Below are 14136 nucleotides of genomic sequence, written 5' to 3'. Positions count from 1 at the left end.
GGGATGGTGGTGCCCGCGCTGTGCGGGGCCGGACACGTAGTGGAGGTACGAATGAGCGCATATACCACGGTGGTTGTCGGAACAGACGGCTCGGAGTCGTCGCTGGCGGCGGTGGATCGTGCGGGGGCGATCGCCGGTGACGCGGCAAAACTGGTGATCGCGTGCGCATATTTTCCGAATGACCGTTCGTCGGGTGAGGTCGCCGACGTGCTGAAGGATGAGGCCTATCAGGTCACCGGCTCGTCGCCCACCGAGGAGATCCTGCGGCGCGCCAAGGAACGTGCCGCCAAGGCCGGGGCAACGCAGGTCGTGCAGCGCGCGGTCAAGGGAGCGCCGGTGGATGCGCTTCTCCAGCTGGTCGCCGATGTGCAGGCCGACCTCCTGGTGGTCGGGAACAAGGGCCTCAACTCGATCGCCGGTCGGCTCCTGGGTTCGGTCCCCGCCGACGCCGCCCGCAAGTCCACCTCGGACGTCCTGATCGTCCACACGACGTAGACTGCGGGTTCTTCACAGAGCTGACAGGTCATCACGGAGCCGGCAGGACGTCCCGTACGGGGCGCCCTGCCGGAATTCATGATTCGTCAATCCGGGGTCGGGATGTCCGCGAGTTCGTCGGGCAGGTCGCGTGTGTGCACCACGATGAGTCGCTGGGTGCTGCGGGTCAACGCCACGTACAGATCGCTGTACCCGCGCGCTGACTGCTCGATGAGTTCGGCTGGTTCCACCACCACTGTCGTGTCGAACTCCAGACCCTTGCACGTCGTCACCGTGTGCAGGCGGGGACGAGTCTGCTCGTCGAGTTCGGCAAGTGCCTCCCGCATCATCGGATACGCCGCGTCCGGGACGACGATCCCGGTCAGGCCCGTCAGGTCTGCAACGGTGGCGGCCCTGATGATGGCCGCGGTCAATGCGCGCGGTTCGCTACGAACACCAAAGGGCTCGATGCCGTTGTTGCGCAACGACGTCGGCGCCGACGCGGCCGGATCCACGCGTTCGAGCACCCGCGCTGCGTACATCATGATCTCGCCCGGCGTCCGGTAGTTGACCGTCAGTTCCCGCAGTTGCCAGCGGTTGGCGACGTAGGGATGCAGCACCTCGTCCCATGACGTGGTGCCGGCCAGATCACCGGTCTGTGCGGTGTCGCCGATGATCGTCATCCACCGATTCGGGATGCGACGCATGACCATTCGCCATGCCATCGCCGACAGTTCTTGCGCCTCGTCGACGATCACATGGCCGAAGGTCCAGGTGCGATCGCCGTAGGCGCGCTCCGCGGTGGTCGCGCGCGTCGTCTGTGTCTGACGTGCCGCGAGTTGCTCGGCGTCGATCAGGTCGTAGGCCATCAGGATCTCGGGATCGAGCTCGTCCTCGAGATCCTGCGGGGCGGAGCCGGTCAGGATATCCAAGGCGTCCTGCGCCTCGGCGAGTTGTCGTCGCCATTGTTCCTTCTCGCGCGCCTCGGCCTCTGCAGTGCCGTAGCCGATCAGTTCGGCGAGCTCGTCGAGCAAGGGCACATCGGCGGGAGCCAACTCGGTATCGGCCGCCGCCGGCGCGCGATGTAGCGCAGCGCGGTCGTCGTCGTTCCACCCCGGAGTGCATTTGCGCAGGGTTGCCTTGTCGGCGAAGATATCCCGCAGCATCGCCTGCGGGGTCAGTGTCGGCCAGAACTCCAGTAGCGCCGACCGGATGCCGGCGTCACGCGACATGTCGGCACGGATGTCGGCGATGTCTGCGGGACTCAGCAGCTGAGATCCGTCGAGCAGACTCGATCCGATGGTGCGTGCGTGCCGAGACGCCAACCCATCGAGTGCGCTGCGCAGAAATACCGACTGGGCTTGGTTGTGGGCACGTCGGGACGAGCGGGCCTTGCCACGGGCGGTCTTGACCAGCTCGCTGTCGATCTCGACCCGATAGCCCTCGAAATCGACCGGAACGGGTGTGCGCGGCAGAGACTGCCTGGCCCGTACCGCCCGTTTGAGGACGTCGAGCATCGCGAGGCGGCCCTTGACCTCTCGGGTGGTCCGTGGTTCCTCGGCGCGGGCATCGACGCCTGGGAACAACTCCCCGATGGTCGCGAGCAGGACCCCGGACTCGCCCAGAGACGGCAACACCTGACCGATGTAATCCAGGAAGTCGTTGTTGGGGCCGATGATCAGGATTCCGCTGCGCGAGAGTATTTCGCGGTGTGTGTAGAGGAGGTACGCCGCGCGGTGCAGGGCCACCGCGGTCTTGCCGGTGCCCGGTCCGCCCTGGATCACCGTCACCCCGCGGTGGGTGGAGCGGATGATGAGGTCCTGCTCGCGCTGGATCGTCTCGACGATGTCGGTCATCTCGCCCGTTCGGGCGGTGTTCAGCGCGGCGACCAGAGCCGATTCGTTGACGACGTCGCCGTGACCGAAGTCTTCCACCAATGCCTCATCGGCCGCGAGGAGTTCATCGTTGACCGCCCCCACCACTCGGTTGCGTGTGCGAATGTGGCGGCGGCGCGCCACCCCTTCGGGGGCGGCGGGGGTGGCCAGATAGAACGCCCGGGACATCGGTGCGCGCCAGTCCAGCAGGAGCGTGGAGTCATCGTCATCATCGTCGAGGATGCCGATGCGACCGATACGCCGTGTCTCCCCGTCGGCCAGATCCAACCGGCCGAAGTACAGATTGTGCTCGGCCGCATCATATTTGGAGAGGTCGTCGATGTACATGCGCTCGTATGACTCGCGCTCGGACTGCGCCTGCGGGGTGCCGCCCGATTCGCGAAGGGCCACCGAGAGGCGACGGCTGGTGTTGGTGCGCATCCGGTCCAGGCGGGCATAGACGAGGTCGAGGTGCGCTTGCTCTTCGGTACTGCGGGGGTCGTGGGTACTCGCCGGGGACGAACTCATCGGACCGCCACCCGCGCGTAGGCCAACCGTGCGTCGTGCGCCAGGCCTGCGGCATGTATGCCATCGAATAGGCGGCGGCCCCCGTCAGGATCGGCGAGAGCGCAGCACGCGGCTGCGGCGTCGGCAGCGGCCGGGAGTGCAGGCCGAATTCGTTCGCCGAGCCAGCGCAGGATGGCTTCCTGGGATGAGAAGGGCGCAAGTGCGGTCGGACCGTCTCCCAGCACGCCGTGCCGGGAGACGTATAGACAGAAGGCGCCGGAGAACGCATGCGGGGTTCCGCCGACGCGCACAGGGTGGAATGTGGAGCTCACGATCATTCGATGATAGTTCGGTTCGGTGGCGTCGAGGACCGCCAGGTGTGCGGGTTCGAGCCATGCGGCGGTGGTGGCCAACTCCGCGCCGGGTTGTCGATAGGGACCGGCCGGAATGTAACCACGTCGGGCGACGTGGGCGGAGTGAGCGACGCCGAGCCCGGCTACTCGAACGCCGACGAGTCGTCGTTCGAGATCGTCGACCTCGAGGCCCGCGTCGATGAACTTGTGCTGCAACACATGTGGTGAGGCGTTCGAGCCGATGCCGACGACCAGTGTGGCACCGGCGATCGGCGATCCCGGCATCGTCGGCGGTTGCGGCGACGATGCCGGGACGTCGGTGGTTTCATGCCACGGATAGAGATGTGGCTCGAATCGCCGGTCGGCACCGGCGACTCGTTGGCGGACCGGCAGCGTCAGGACGCAGCCTTTCGCCAGCGGCGTCGGCCGGCGTCGGCCTTGTCCTGCGCGTTGCGGGCGAGGGACTTCGCCGAATCGGCCAGCTCCGGCGCGCGGTCGCCGATGCGCTCGGCGACCTCGGCGGATCGATCGCTGAGCAGGTCGGCCCATTGGCTGGAGCGTTCGCGGGCGGTGTCGGCGAGTTCGGGTGCGCGGTCGCGGACCTTGTCGGCCCATTGGCTGGAGCGCTCGCGGGCGGTGTCGGCGAGTTCGGGTGCGCGGTCGCGGACTTTCTCGGCCCATTCGACGGAGCGTTCGCGGGCGGTGTCGGCGAGTTCGGGTGCGCGGTCACGAATCCGTTCGGCGGCCTCTTCGGACTTCTCCCCGATCAGGGAGGCGCCTTCGTGTGTGTGCTCGACGAAGGAATCCCACGCCGACGAGCCGGCCTTGGCGCCGATCGGCAAGGCTGCGGTGACCGCCGCGGTCGCGGCATTGGCCGTCTTCTTGCCGCGCCACGCCAGTGACGGTTTGCCCTCGGTGTCGGCGGCGGCGATGAGCAGTCCGCCGGCCAGGCTGACGTTCTTGAAGAACTGGTTGCGCTGCAGGCCGCGCTTCAGCGGATCACTTTCCTGCCAGAACGGGTGCCCGGCGAAGGTGGTCGGAACCAGTGACCCGGTGAGCGTGAGCGCGGCGAGTCGAGGGAACTTGCCCGTGGCCAGCAGGAGGCCCGCGCCCACCTGGATGGCGCCGTTCACGCGGACGAGGGTCTCGGGGTCGTTCGGTACGGCGGCGGAGATGTTGTCCGGCAACACATCCAAGGAACTGTGGATGAAGTCGCCGGCCATCTCGGCGCGGCCGGTCGGATGGCGTACGGAGTCGATCCCCGCCGCAACGAAAATGGTGGCGAGCATGGGACGTGCGATACGGCGAAGAATCATAGGTGACACTGCCCTTCGATCGGTCTGCTTGCGGAGCCGGCGCCGAAGCGGCCGACCCGGTTTCTCGAATCAGCTTGCTCGATACGGCGCCTTATCGAGGTTACCCGTCATGGCCGCCGGGTCAGGGTGTGATGCGGGTGGGCATCACCAACCGCGTTCGCGCCAGTCGGGGAGTGCGGGACGTTCGGCACCGAGTGTGGTGTCCTTCCCATGGCCTGGATAGACCACCGTGGAATCGGGATAGCGGCCGAACAGCTTGGTCGAGACATCGTCGATGAGTGTGTCGAAATCGCCGGGTTCCCAGGTTTTACCCACGCCGCCCGGGAATAGGGTAGGGTCTAAACCGTGAATAGGTCAGAGGGTGAGCGAGTCGCCATCTATGCGCGAATCTCCCAGGACGTGAGCGGTAAGGCCGTCGGCGTGGCTGACCAGCTCGAACACGCCCGAACCTTCGCCCGCGGCCGCGGGTATCAGGTGGTCGCCGAGTGCTCCGACAACGACGTGAGTGCCTTCAAGGGTGCCGACCGGCCCGGATACCGGGAGGTGCTGCGGCTTGCCCGCGACGGCCAGGTCGACCGCGTACTCGTCTACCACCTCACCCGCATGACGAGGAACCGCGTCGAGCGTGCCGAGTTCATCGACGCCTTCCACGCGCAACGGGTCAACGTGTCCGAGTCTCAGGGAGGCGACTACGACCTGAGCACCGCGGCCGGGCGCTCGTGGGTCGACATCCAAGGCGCGCTCTCGACGTGGGAATCGGAGATCAAGAGCGAGCGTGTCACCGCGTCGGCTGCGCGGCGGGCTCGAGCTGGTCGGCCGTCAGGCAACCTCGGCTACGGGTGGGACAAGCACGGCACCGGGGCCGCGGCGACGTGGACCGAGCACCCGCACGAGGCTGCGGTGGTGCGGGAGATCGTCGACCGGCTGCTCGCGGGTGAGTCGCTGCGAGGGGTGACCGAGGCGCTCAACACGCGCGGTGAACCGGCACCGAACTCGGCTCGATGGGGAAAGACGTCGGTGAAGAAGCTGGCCCTACGTGAAGCCAACGTCGCAGTACGTATCCACCACCGAGGTCGGCCCGACGAGGAACGGTTCGAAGGATGCTGGCCTGCCATCGTCGAGCGCGCCAAGCACGACAAGGTGGTCGCGCTGCTTTCTGCGTCCCAGCGCCGCACAAACGGCACCGCGCGGCCGGGGGCGCGCCGGCACCTGCTGTCGTGGGGGGTCGGCGAGTGCGGGGTGTGTGGTGAGAAGCTGCGCGCGGTCACCCGCCAGGGCCGCTACGGGCGGCCGATCGACATCTACGTGTGCGACGGCAAAGGGTGCGTCGGCCGCGTCGAGCAACCGGTGGACGAGCTCGTGCGCGATGTTGTGATCGGTCGGCTGTCGATGCCTGACGCGCTCGACTGGCTGCTCGGTGACGACGACGAGGCTCGCCGCTGGGCTGAGCGTGTCGACGAGCTCTCGCGCCGCATGGCCGAAGCGGCCGACGCGTTCGCCGACGGCGCGATCAACGCCGAGCAACTGCGCAGGATCACCGCACGCCTACAGCCCGACCTCGACGATGCCCAGCGGCAACGTAGCGCGTCGGTAGTGTCGCTCGACCTCGATGCTCTGCGCCCGCTGGCCGGTCCGACGGCGCGCGCGTGCTGGGACGAGATGACGGTGGCGCAACGCCGTGCCATCGTCGAGACGTTGCAGATGCGGGTGATCGTCGACCGCGGCCGACCGGGGCCGGGGTTCGATCCCGAGACCATACGAATCGAGTGGAGGTCGGAATGAGGATCATCACCGTTACCGAGGCGCGCGGTCGCAGGCACGCGACACTCTGCAAGTTCCGCGAGGCTGAGTCGGGGTGGCGACTGGTGCCCGCTCCGCGATCCGACGAGCAGGCGCAAAGCATGACACACACACCGCTACGGGGCGGCGCACGAGCGCTCGCGGAAACCGTGAGAGGGGATGTGCCGCAAGGGCATACACCACGGCCTCGCGTAATCGAGGACGGCGATGTGGTGTGTTTCGTGGGCCGGTTCGTCGTCAGCGCGTCGGTGCTCGATACCGCGCTGGCCGGGCTCGCCGATGCAGGGCTGACCGAGTTCGACGTGGATGGACTTCGCCGTGCTATCGGCAGATAGTTCCGATTCCGTGTTAGCGTAGGAATCACGGAGGAGCGGTTACGAGCGCTCCCGGCACCCGTTCACCCTGACCGGGCAGCTACCCCAGGGCCCCCCCAAAGCGGCCCAGGATGAAAGCTGCCCAAAATGGCTCTCTCTGCCACCGCTGCACATCATCGCGCGAAAATCGCCGCGCTCTCCCGGTCCCGCACCGCTGACGACCCGGAACTCATTGCCGCCCATCGTGATCTGCGCGCCGAGCGGCTCGCCGATCATGTGCAGAAGGTTCTCGCCGACGCGCCGCCGCTCACCGATGCCCAACGCGAACGGATCGCCGCGTTGCTCCGCGTCGGCCCGAGGCCCCAGGCCGATCACGCCGACCTCGGTCTCGCCGACACCTCCCCGAATCAAGTCGGGGGCGATGTCTGATGCCGAGGAAAAGAGAAACCCCCGGTGGGGGAACCGGGGGCTCAGCAGTCGAGTGGATGCGCGACTACAGCCAGTCTAACGCAGATGCCGACGACCGCGAGGAAACGAAGTTCATCGCCGAGGCGCACGAACGCGGGTATCGGCTCGCCGTGCGCTGCACCGTCTGCGGGCACTGGTTGGTCCAGGCCGATTCCGTTGCCGCGCATGTGGGTCCGCAGTGCCGGGGCAAGGCGGTGGGGCGATGAACTACGCCGAAGCAAACGCACTGCGGTACGCGGTCGCCGACATCCCGCTGCCCGAGGACATCGGGCGTGCAGAGTTCTTGGAGCTCCTCACGGCCGGCGTACGTGACGCCCTGTTCGGCGATCTCCAGGACGCGCAGGACGAACGGGACGCCGTGAAGTTGGCCGCGCTGGCCGTTGCCGAGGCCCGTGATTGGGCGGCAGTTGCGAAGCGCGTCCGCGACCGGGATTCCGCTCGGAAGTCGGGAATGTTCATCGAACGGAGGCCGGCGTGAGTGTGCCCAACTACTACGACACTCCCGATCTCGACGAGGACGGATTGCCTTATCCGACAGCAACTCTCGATGAAGTACACGCGACATTCACCGACTGGCTCGGCGACGACTACGACACAGACGCACTCGACGCCGTGCTCGCGGCCGCCGCTGTCGAACAGCTCGACGGAGACCCGCTCTGGTTGCTGCTGATCTCCGGTTCCGGGAATGCCAAGACCGAGACGGCCCAGGCGTTGGCCGGTGCAGGGGCGATGGTCACATCGACAGTATCTTCGCCCGGTGCGCTGCTGTCGGCGACCGCACAGAAGGATCGCGCCAAGGACGCGACGGGCGGACTGCTCCGCAAGATCGGCAGCCACGGTGTGCTTGTCATCAAGGACGTGACCTCCATCCTGTCGATGAACAAGGACGCGCGCTCCGAGGTCCTGGCAGCGCTTCGTGAGGTCTACGACGGCCATTGGTCGCGCAACGTCGGCTCTGACGGTGGCCGCACGCTCGATTGGCACGGTCGCATCGTCGTCGTCGGTGCAGTGACTACGGCATGGGACAAGGCGCACGCGGCGATTTCCTCGATGGGGGATCGGTTCGTGCTCGTGCGTATGGACTCGCGGACCGGCCGACAGAAGGCCGGTCGTCAGGCGATTGCCAACACCGGCAACGAAGCCGCTATGCGCGCGGATCTCTCCGACGTGGTGGGCGCTCTGCTGCGGAAGCAACTCGTGGGGGTGGCACTCACCGAGGACGAGTCCGAACGACTGCTCGCCGCCGCCGACCTGGTGACCCTTGCTCGCACCGGCGTCGAGTTCGACTACCGCGGCGACGTGATCGACGCACACGCGCCGGAGATGCCGACCCGCTTTGCCAAGCAACTCGCCCAGGTGATGCGCGGCGCTGTCGCGCTGGGCATGGACCGCGACCACGCCCTACGGCTCGCAGTGCGGTGCGCTCGCGACTCGATGCCGCCGCTACGCCTGGCCATCGTCGATGACCTCGCGGTGAACCCCGGCGCTTCGACGACGGAGGTGCGGAAGCGGCTCGACAAGCCGCGCAACACCGTGGATCGCCAACTCCAGGCCCTACACATGCTTGGTGTCCTCACTTGCGACGAAGAATCGCTGAGCGAGATGCGCACCGTCTGGCGCTACTCGCTCGCCGACGACATCGATCCAACAGCCCTACTTGTGCCAGAAAAGTTAGTACCTACGCGTAGGACTACTAGAGAGAGAGGCGATTCCAGGTGACTCGTACACGCCCCTCCTTACATATCTGGCACAAGTCCGACCCGCCGCCCCCGCCACCTCTGTGCGGTGTGTGCCGCTTCGCGATGACCTTCCCCGTCGACATCGAACACCAACAGCACCTCTCGTGCATTCCGATCGCCTGGCCGCCGCGCTCGCCCCAGAGGGCACGAATCCGCCGGCCATTCAACTTCCTCAAGGAGACGAACCGATGATGACCCCAGCGGAGATATTCGACAGGATGGGCCGCCACTGCGAGAAGTACACCGGCAGGCCGTGGGACGGAACGAACGGCCACGCCATCGCCGCCAACGAGCGCCAAGCAGAGGTGATCGAAATCCTCGAGGCGCACGCCGCGTGGATGCAGGCGGCGCGTGCGCGTGTCGAGCGATCCGGCGACCACTGGAACACCACGTCATGCCGGCGGCAGTCACGGCTCGACGGTGACCTCACCGCGCCGCCGGAATGGCTGGGGGAGCTCAGTGAGCGGCTGACACCCGAATGGAAGGTGAATCGGTGAGCCGCACCCAGAACCGACCCCCGACCCGCCTCGACGGCGGGGCTGAGGCCTTGCTGGCCGCGGTGCTGCGCCTGATGCCGAAGTTCACGGACCCAGCCTGCCACGGTCACGTCGACCTGTTCGATCCGCCCGGTGAGCGCGAGGAGCGGGCGAGCGTAGTCCGCCGCCACGAGGTCGCTCTGCGACTCTGCGCCGACTGCCCCTGCCTCGATGCCTGCCGAGCGTGGGCGGCAACAGAACCCCCGACCGGCGCGGTGCTCGCCGGTCGCATCACCAACGACCTGATGGAGACAGCATGACCGACACCACCCGAACTCGCCGCCGAGAGCGCAGCCGACCTGCGACCGATGAGCCACGTTGCCGCCGATGTGGTGGACCCGTTCGCGCATGGGCCGGATCGGTCCACGGCTGGACGTGCAGAGCGTGCCTCGACGCCTACATTGCCGCGCAAGGCGATCCGCCGCCCCGCATCGTTCGGAGGGCAGATGAACCTCGATGACACCGACTGCGCCGCAGCACGGTTCGTGATCGCCGAGTTCACCCGGCGGCGACGGCTCACGGGGCGCCCGATCCCGCCGGCCGTCGCTCGCCTGCACCACCGACTCACGTCCGTAGGCGGACATGAACCCCCTGCGCCGCAACCAGACTCGAAATCAGAGCAGCCCGAACTACTCGACACCGCCGAGGTCGCCGAACTGCTCGGCTGCTCGACCCGCCACGTCAGGCGCATTGCCGCTGCGCTCGACGCTCACCAGATTGGCGGGCGCTGGCTCTACCCGAAACCCGCAGTTGTCCAACACCTTCAAGGGAGACACCAATGACCGACCCCGCACCCGGCAAGAACCCCATCGGAGCCCTACTCGCCGGCGTCGAGCAGTACCTGTCCGAACTCACTGCCGAGCAGTTCGCCACTGTCGTCGCCCGCGTCCGACCGCCCGACGAGAAGCCCGCCGCCCCCGACGACCAGGCCGCCGATGCCCCGGCACCGAAGGACGACGGCCCGGCGTATCCCGCCGGTTGGGCACCCAAGGGCGGTGCGAAGTGATCGACGAACGGTTCCTGCGCACCCTCGCCGCTGGTGTTGAGAAGCTGACCGGCACAACCCCGCCCGTCATCGCCGGTCACCTGGCAACCCTCGACGCGATCCACGCCGTCGCCACCGACGCCCAGCGACCCGACCTCGCCGTTCTCGCGGCGCGTGGTGAACTCACTCCGAAGAACGTGGAGAAGCTGATCCACGAGGCCGCCGCGCCGCAACCCGACTACGGCACCGCCCGAGAGCAGGCCACCACCGGCGTCCTGCGCGCCGCCCGCGCCGACCTGCTTGGTGATGGTGGCGACCAGATCATCGACGCGCTGCGTCCGGTGTGGGACGAGCACTGGGCCGGAATCCACAAGGCCCGTGCCGCCGGGGTCACGTCGAGCTCGACGGCCGACCAGGTGCTCGCCTCCGACGATCCCGACGCCGCCCGGCTGTGGCGCGAACTGGCGGATCACCGCGACGCTCTCGATGCGGTCGAGGCCCTCGTGTCCGAGCTCGCCATGGAACTGCTGCCGGCGCTCAATCCGTCTCACTTGCCCGACACGCGACCGCTGCTCTACGCACGCGCGTTGATGTTCGTGGACGACACCCGGAGCCACGTCTTCGACATCGGCCGACTGCTGGCGAGTCCGCGTCGAACCGAGCGGGGTGGCATCTGGTTGCGTGCCACGACGCTGCCCGGTGTCGAACTCCGCAGAATCGCCGAGGCCAAAGCGAGCGCCGGCGCGTTCATCGCCGAACTCGCCGACACTGCCCACCGCGAGTACGCAGCCACGCACGGCTGAACACCAGACCGACGCGCGATCTCCAGGGCGCGCGTCCGCCCGGTCTGTCTGTGCCTCTCCGGGCCCACAGGCAGACCGGGCACACTCGCACCACACGGAGGGAGCCGACATGGCACACAACTGGGGACCGGGAACCGGTCGCACCACAAGCACGTCATGGCGCAAGGTCCGTGCCGCGGTGATCCGCCGCGACGGCAACCGCTGCACCCAGTGCGGGGCTGACGGGCGCCGTGTGCGCCTCGATGTTGACCACATTGTCAACGTGAAGCGCGGTGGCACCGACGACCTCGAGAACCTGCGCGCCTTGTGCCGCACCTGCCACCAGGCCAAGACGCAGAGCGAAGCGCGAGCGGGCATCGCAGCCAAGCGGTCGCGCCTACGTCTGCCCGACGAGCCGCACCCCGGCTTGAGACGGTGACCAGCGATGCCCGGTCACCGCGATGAATCTCGAGTGCGCGTAGTAGCTCACCCGCTCCGATTGGAAGGAGCGACCCGACCCGTGGACGAACACATGCAGCCCGCGGCCGGACATGCTGCGCTCCACCCACAGCGCGTCAGCGCCGACCTCGGCGAGCACGCGCTGCGCGTCGGGATGAACACGACCATCGGAGTCGAGCACGTCGTCCAAGTCCCAGCAGGCCAGCCCGCCCCCCAGCATCACCCCGTGCGGCCGATCAGCGACAGCCTCGAACGAACACCAAGTTGATGAATCAGTTGATGAAGCTCCAAAACCGTTCAATTGCATCGGTCGCTTCCCGTCCCGCAAACACCACCGGGGAGGAGAGGTGAGAGCGGCCGGCAACTTGGCCCGGTGCCGCCGCTGCCGACACCGCTGGCCGCACACCGATGGACGCCGCCCCCTGCCCGACCAGGCGAACGACCGCCCGCACACACTGCACCGCATGACCACCAATATACCGTCTGACCTGCGCATTGTCACGATAACCAGGAACAGGCTCCCAGTTGCCCACAGCGTGATCGGCGGTCACCGCAACCCCTGCCGACCGCGCCGTGCCGGGAGCGGGCAGCACAGGGACGGGGCGATGGGGTGGGCTATCACCCCGGTCTGGCACCCAGTTGCCCCGAGTTGTATAGCGCTCCCGAACCGGCGCACGCACCAAGCGCAGCCCCAGAGGCCCAGACGGGCATAACAGCAGGTAGATCGCACGATTGGAGACACCATGACCGCACGAAAGACGGCCGGCAAGAAGCTGGTTGCCACCCTCCGCGGCCTGCTCGAGCAGGGTTACGAATTTGACGAAGCCGAGCAACATCTACTCGCCCAGATCGAGGCCGAGACCGATCGCGTCGTCGTCCTGCGCCGCGTCCTCGACGCCGAGCTGGCCAAGCCCGAGGTGTCCACGCGCCGCGTCACCGAGCTGTCGGCAGAGATTCGCCTGCTCGAAAAACAGGTGGCGGGATGGTGCGACAGCCTGCGCCCGAAGCAGACCGCCGAGAAGTCGTGGGTCCACCAGAAGGCAGCCAACGCACGTTGGAGGTCGGCCTGATGCGCCGCACCGACCGACGCCCCGCGGGATCGTGGATGCGGGCCGCGTGGCTCACCGACGAGGCACTGCGGATCACGGCGCGGCTGCACGAGCAGATCACTGGCGAGACGCACCCGACCCTCGTCGCCCTCGATGCCGGCCGCGAAGTCGAGGCCAGGGTGTGGGAACTGCCAAACCAGGTCGGCGACCGTCTGCGAGCCGACGGCGTACCTGCGCACGCGATGGTGCGACTCACCCAGGACGACCGACTGGAGACAATCGGATGACCGACTACCCGGCTCACTGGACCGCCGACCGCGACAAGTCCCCGACCCACCACCCGGAACCACCGCTGCACACCGCGGCCGGTGACCGAGTGCCGGCGGACTGGCAGACCGCTAAGCCCTACCCGCGCGCATGGACCGCCGAGGGGGACAACTGATGCCGAGACGTACAGGCGGAAACAGCGAACTTCGAGGGCTACTCGCCGCCACCGAGCACGAGTTTTGGGACCGATGGAACCGCAAGGCGGACCAGACGTGGAACCGCCACCCCATCGGGCCCAGACCCGAGCCCGTCGAGTCCGAGCTCGAGCGCGCGCTGCTCGCCGGTGATCCTGTCGCCGTGTCTTCGTCCATGATGTTCCGCGCGCTGCTCGCCGCCGGCCGCGAGCTCGAGGCACGCCGGTATCGGTTCGATGGTCCCGACTTCGACGCCCGTTACGTCCTCGTCGGCGACCGGCTCACGCGGGCCTACGACTAGCCCGCCGAGTTCTGCCGACGCGCCGAGCGTGGCCTCGGCGTGGCGATCCGGGAGGGGCAGGCGAACGGGACCGTAAATGGGACAGGTACCCACACCAACCGCGGTAACGCCTACATCTCCGGAAGAGAGTCTTTAACGACTTCTTCCAAATCGAGTCCGACCGACTTTGCTTCACCTCACGAGCTACAGGGGGCAAGCGCTCCCCGTACTGGCATCTACGCCATGACCGACAACGTTTCCGACGCCCAGTTCGAGGAAGCGGTGGCCGAGGCGAAGGCCGAGGGCAACCTGTCCCGCGCCAACGTCGCCGGGGGAGAAAGTTCAGAGCGGGCTGTGTCCTCGACGACCTTTTGGGGCCTTGTTGCCTTCAATGCCCGCACCTGGTGCGGGGAGTTTGTGTTTACCCATCCCGCCCCGCTCTGAACTTGTGTCATCACTGTAGCACCGTAATCCGTTGGTGCGCAACACATTCCGTGCAATTGGGTTGAGAGCAGAGCCAAAGGAACCCTACGGGTGCCGGTGTCGAAGATCCCTCACACCTTGCCGTCTGCCGCAACCACGGGCGTTACGGCCGTTGTTAGCCCAGGGTTGCACCTGGAGCATTTTCCCGGCGCCGGGAAAATGGTCGAGACCGGGAGTCGACACCAATCGAAGCAGCTCCGATCCTGCGTGCGCCATCTCACCCGTTTTGCCGACCGGGCCAACTTCGTGCTCGTCG

The 14136-nt window shown here is 67.3% G+C and carries 22 protein-coding genes and 1 pseudogene; 18 read left to right on the top strand and 5 right to left on the bottom strand.

Translation table 11 applies throughout. The features are described from left to right. Positions 1 to 51: 51 nt before the first annotated feature. A complete protein-coding gene (locus ACPXB3_RS05905; RefSeq protein WP_425706655.1) occupies positions 52 to 495 on the top strand; it encodes a universal stress protein in 444 nt (147 codons plus the stop codon). Between the two features lie 86 nt (positions 496 to 581). Here ACPXB3_RS05905 and ACPXB3_RS05900 read toward each other — a convergent pair whose 3' ends face one another. From ACPXB3_RS05900 to ACPXB3_RS05885, 4 genes and pseudogenes are all read right to left on the bottom strand, one after another. Further along, the gene (locus ACPXB3_RS05900; protein WP_425726986.1) at positions 582 to 2876 is read right to left on the bottom strand and encodes a HelD family protein; all 2295 of its coding nucleotides are present in this window, start codon (positions 2874 to 2876) and stop codon (positions 582 to 584) included. Further along, on the bottom strand, positions 2873 to 3493 hold the full coding sequence (locus ACPXB3_RS05895) for a hypothetical protein (protein WP_425706653.1): 621 nt from the start codon (positions 3491 to 3493) through the stop codon (positions 2873 to 2875). Before ACPXB3_RS05895 ends, ACPXB3_RS05900 begins: the two co-directional genes overlap by 4 nt. Positions 3494 to 3603: 110 nt before the next feature. After that, entirely contained in the window at positions 3604 to 4524 is a 921-nt protein-coding gene (locus tag ACPXB3_RS05890) for a DoxX family membrane protein (RefSeq protein WP_425706652.1), read from the bottom strand. 144 nt (positions 4525 to 4668) lie between these two features. Further along, positions 4669 to 4857: pseudogene (locus ACPXB3_RS05885) on the bottom strand (MBL fold metallo-hydrolase); the annotation flags it as partial. Positions 4858 to 4869: 12 nt separating this feature from the next. Here ACPXB3_RS05885 and ACPXB3_RS05880 point away from each other — a divergent pair. From ACPXB3_RS05880 to ACPXB3_RS05825, 12 genes are all read left to right on the top strand, one after another. Next, positions 4870 to 6306: a recombinase family protein gene (locus tag ACPXB3_RS05880; protein ID WP_425726984.1), complete on the top strand. Its 1437-nt coding sequence runs from the start codon at positions 4870 to 4872 to the stop codon at positions 6304 to 6306. After that, a complete protein-coding gene (locus tag ACPXB3_RS05875) occupies positions 6303 to 6659 on the top strand; it encodes a hypothetical protein (RefSeq protein WP_425726982.1) in 357 nt (118 codons plus the stop codon). Before ACPXB3_RS05880 ends, ACPXB3_RS05875 begins: the two co-directional genes overlap by 4 nt. 126 nt (positions 6660 to 6785) lie before the next feature. After that, positions 6786 to 7067 carry a hypothetical protein gene (locus ACPXB3_RS05870; protein WP_425726980.1) on the top strand — a complete coding sequence of 94 codons (282 nt, stop codon included), beginning with the start codon at positions 6786 to 6788 and terminating at the stop codon, positions 7065 to 7067. Positions 7068 to 7123: 56 nt separating this feature from the next. Next, entirely contained in the window at positions 7124 to 7312 is a 189-nt protein-coding gene (locus ACPXB3_RS05865) for a DUF6011 domain-containing protein (protein ID WP_425726978.1), read from the top strand. Next, positions 7309 to 7584, top strand: coding sequence for a DUF2742 domain-containing protein (locus ACPXB3_RS05860; RefSeq protein WP_425726976.1), 276 nt, complete (start codon positions 7309 to 7311; stop codon positions 7582 to 7584). Before ACPXB3_RS05865 ends, ACPXB3_RS05860 begins: the two co-directional genes overlap by 4 nt. Beyond that, complete coding sequence (locus tag ACPXB3_RS05855) at positions 7581 to 8825, top strand: winged helix-turn-helix domain-containing protein (protein WP_425726974.1); 1245 nt, start codon at positions 7581 to 7583, stop codon at positions 8823 to 8825. The genes ACPXB3_RS05860 and ACPXB3_RS05855 overlap by 4 nt, the downstream gene beginning before the upstream one ends. 208 nt (positions 8826 to 9033) lie before the next feature. Then, positions 9034 to 9342, top strand: a complete 309-nt coding sequence (locus tag ACPXB3_RS05850; protein WP_425726972.1) for a hypothetical protein — start codon at positions 9034 to 9036, stop codon at positions 9340 to 9342. After that, positions 9339 to 9641 carry a WhiB family transcriptional regulator gene (locus ACPXB3_RS05845; RefSeq protein WP_425726970.1) on the top strand — a complete coding sequence of 101 codons (303 nt, stop codon included), beginning with the start codon at positions 9339 to 9341 and terminating at the stop codon, positions 9639 to 9641. The genes ACPXB3_RS05850 and ACPXB3_RS05845 overlap by 4 nt, the downstream gene beginning before the upstream one ends. 48 nt (positions 9642 to 9689) lie before the next feature. Continuing rightward, entirely contained in the window at positions 9690 to 10163 is a 474-nt protein-coding gene (locus ACPXB3_RS05840) for a helix-turn-helix domain-containing protein (protein WP_425726968.1), read from the top strand. Continuing rightward, positions 10160 to 10387 (top strand): hypothetical protein, encoded by a 228-nt coding sequence (locus ACPXB3_RS05835; RefSeq protein ID WP_425726966.1) that lies wholly within the window; start codon positions 10160 to 10162, stop codon positions 10385 to 10387. Before ACPXB3_RS05840 ends, ACPXB3_RS05835 begins: the two co-directional genes overlap by 4 nt. Beyond that, positions 10384 to 11169, top strand: a complete 786-nt coding sequence (locus ACPXB3_RS05830) for a hypothetical protein (protein WP_425726964.1) — start codon at positions 10384 to 10386, stop codon at positions 11167 to 11169. The genes ACPXB3_RS05835 and ACPXB3_RS05830 overlap by 4 nt, the downstream gene beginning before the upstream one ends. A 109-nt stretch (positions 11170 to 11278) precedes the next feature. Next, positions 11279 to 11587, top strand: coding sequence for an HNH endonuclease (locus tag ACPXB3_RS05825; protein ID WP_425726962.1), 309 nt, complete (start codon positions 11279 to 11281; stop codon positions 11585 to 11587). Here ACPXB3_RS05825 and ACPXB3_RS05820 read toward each other — a convergent pair. Continuing rightward, complete coding sequence (locus ACPXB3_RS05820; protein ID WP_425726960.1) at positions 11546 to 11827, bottom strand: hypothetical protein; 282 nt, start codon at positions 11825 to 11827, stop codon at positions 11546 to 11548. The genes ACPXB3_RS05825 and ACPXB3_RS05820 overlap by 42 nt on opposite strands. A 523-nt stretch (positions 11828 to 12350) precedes the next feature. On the opposite strand from ACPXB3_RS05820, the gene ACPXB3_RS05815 reads away from it, so the two are divergent. From ACPXB3_RS05815 to ACPXB3_RS05795, 5 genes are all read left to right on the top strand, one after another. After that, a complete protein-coding gene (locus ACPXB3_RS05815) occupies positions 12351 to 12677 on the top strand; it encodes a hypothetical protein (protein WP_425726958.1) in 327 nt (108 codons plus the stop codon). Then, positions 12677 to 12943 carry a hypothetical protein gene (locus tag ACPXB3_RS05810; protein WP_425726956.1) on the top strand — a complete coding sequence of 89 codons (267 nt, stop codon included), beginning with the start codon at positions 12677 to 12679 and terminating at the stop codon, positions 12941 to 12943. The genes ACPXB3_RS05815 and ACPXB3_RS05810 overlap by 1 nt, the downstream gene beginning before the upstream one ends. Beyond that, the gene (locus ACPXB3_RS05805; RefSeq protein WP_425726954.1) at positions 12940 to 13098 is read left to right on the top strand and encodes a hypothetical protein; all 159 of its coding nucleotides are present in this window, start codon (positions 12940 to 12942) and stop codon (positions 13096 to 13098) included. The genes ACPXB3_RS05810 and ACPXB3_RS05805 overlap by 4 nt, the downstream gene beginning before the upstream one ends. Further along, on the top strand, positions 13098 to 13418 hold the full coding sequence (locus tag ACPXB3_RS05800; protein WP_425726952.1) for a hypothetical protein: 321 nt from the start codon (positions 13098 to 13100) through the stop codon (positions 13416 to 13418). The genes ACPXB3_RS05805 and ACPXB3_RS05800 overlap by 1 nt, the downstream gene beginning before the upstream one ends. A gap of 222 nt (positions 13419 to 13640) precedes the next feature. Continuing rightward, positions 13641 to 13841: a hypothetical protein gene (locus ACPXB3_RS05795; RefSeq protein WP_425726950.1), complete on the top strand. Its 201-nt coding sequence runs from the start codon at positions 13641 to 13643 to the stop codon at positions 13839 to 13841. Positions 13842 to 14136 lie beyond the last annotated feature (295 nt).

The sequence above is a fragment of the Gordonia sp. DT219 genome (genome assembly GCF_049847065.1).
GTDB lineage: Bacteria > Actinomycetota > Actinomycetes > Mycobacteriales > Mycobacteriaceae > Gordonia.
The sequence above is the reverse complement of the archived record's forward strand: the minus strand, read 5'-3'. Positions and strand labels throughout refer to the sequence as shown.

Bases quoted from the DNA above. Each gene is read 5' to 3' on its own strand.
- ACPXB3_RS05895 (WP_425706653.1), bottom strand. From the start codon at position 3,493: ATGCCGGGATCGCCGATCGCCGGTGCCACACTGGTCGTCGGCATCGGC.
- ACPXB3_RS05810 (WP_425726956.1), top strand. From the start codon at position 12,677: ATGCGCCGCACCGACCGACGCCCCGCGGGATCGTGGATGCGGGCCGCG.
- ACPXB3_RS05870 (WP_425726980.1), top strand. From the start codon at position 6,786: ATGGCTCTCTCTGCCACCGCTGCACATCATCGCGCGAAAATCGCCGCG.
- ACPXB3_RS05900 (WP_425726986.1), bottom strand. From the start codon at position 2,876: ATGAGTTCGTCCCCGGCGAGTACCCACGACCCCCGCAGTACCGAAGAG.
- ACPXB3_RS05865 (WP_425726978.1), top strand. From the start codon at position 7,124: ATGCGCGACTACAGCCAGTCTAACGCAGATGCCGACGACCGCGAGGAA.
- ACPXB3_RS05835 (WP_425726966.1), top strand. From the start codon at position 10,160: ATGACCGACCCCGCACCCGGCAAGAACCCCATCGGAGCCCTACTCGCC.
- ACPXB3_RS05825 (WP_425726962.1), top strand. From the start codon at position 11,279: ATGGCACACAACTGGGGACCGGGAACCGGTCGCACCACAAGCACGTCA.
- ACPXB3_RS05795 (WP_425726950.1), top strand. From the start codon at position 13,641: ATGACCGACAACGTTTCCGACGCCCAGTTCGAGGAAGCGGTGGCCGAG.
- ACPXB3_RS05815 (WP_425726958.1), top strand. From the start codon at position 12,351: ATGACCGCACGAAAGACGGCCGGCAAGAAGCTGGTTGCCACCCTCCGC.
- ACPXB3_RS05800 (WP_425726952.1), top strand. From the start codon at position 13,098: ATGCCGAGACGTACAGGCGGAAACAGCGAACTTCGAGGGCTACTCGCC.
- ACPXB3_RS05840 (WP_425726968.1), top strand. From the start codon at position 9,690: ATGAGCCACGTTGCCGCCGATGTGGTGGACCCGTTCGCGCATGGGCCG.
- ACPXB3_RS05905 (WP_425706655.1), top strand. From the start codon at position 52: ATGAGCGCATATACCACGGTGGTTGTCGGAACAGACGGCTCGGAGTCG.
- ACPXB3_RS05820 (WP_425726960.1), bottom strand. From the start codon at position 11,827: ATGCTGGGGGGCGGGCTGGCCTGCTGGGACTTGGACGACGTGCTCGAC.
- ACPXB3_RS05890 (WP_425706652.1), bottom strand. From the start codon at position 4,524: ATGATTCTTCGCCGTATCGCACGTCCCATGCTCGCCACCATTTTCGTT.
- ACPXB3_RS05850 (WP_425726972.1), top strand. From the start codon at position 9,034: ATGATGACCCCAGCGGAGATATTCGACAGGATGGGCCGCCACTGCGAG.
- ACPXB3_RS05860 (WP_425726976.1), top strand. From the start codon at position 7,309: ATGAACTACGCCGAAGCAAACGCACTGCGGTACGCGGTCGCCGACATC.
- ACPXB3_RS05805 (WP_425726954.1), top strand. From the start codon at position 12,940: ATGACCGACTACCCGGCTCACTGGACCGCCGACCGCGACAAGTCCCCG.
- ACPXB3_RS05875 (WP_425726982.1), top strand. From the start codon at position 6,303: ATGAGGATCATCACCGTTACCGAGGCGCGCGGTCGCAGGCACGCGACA.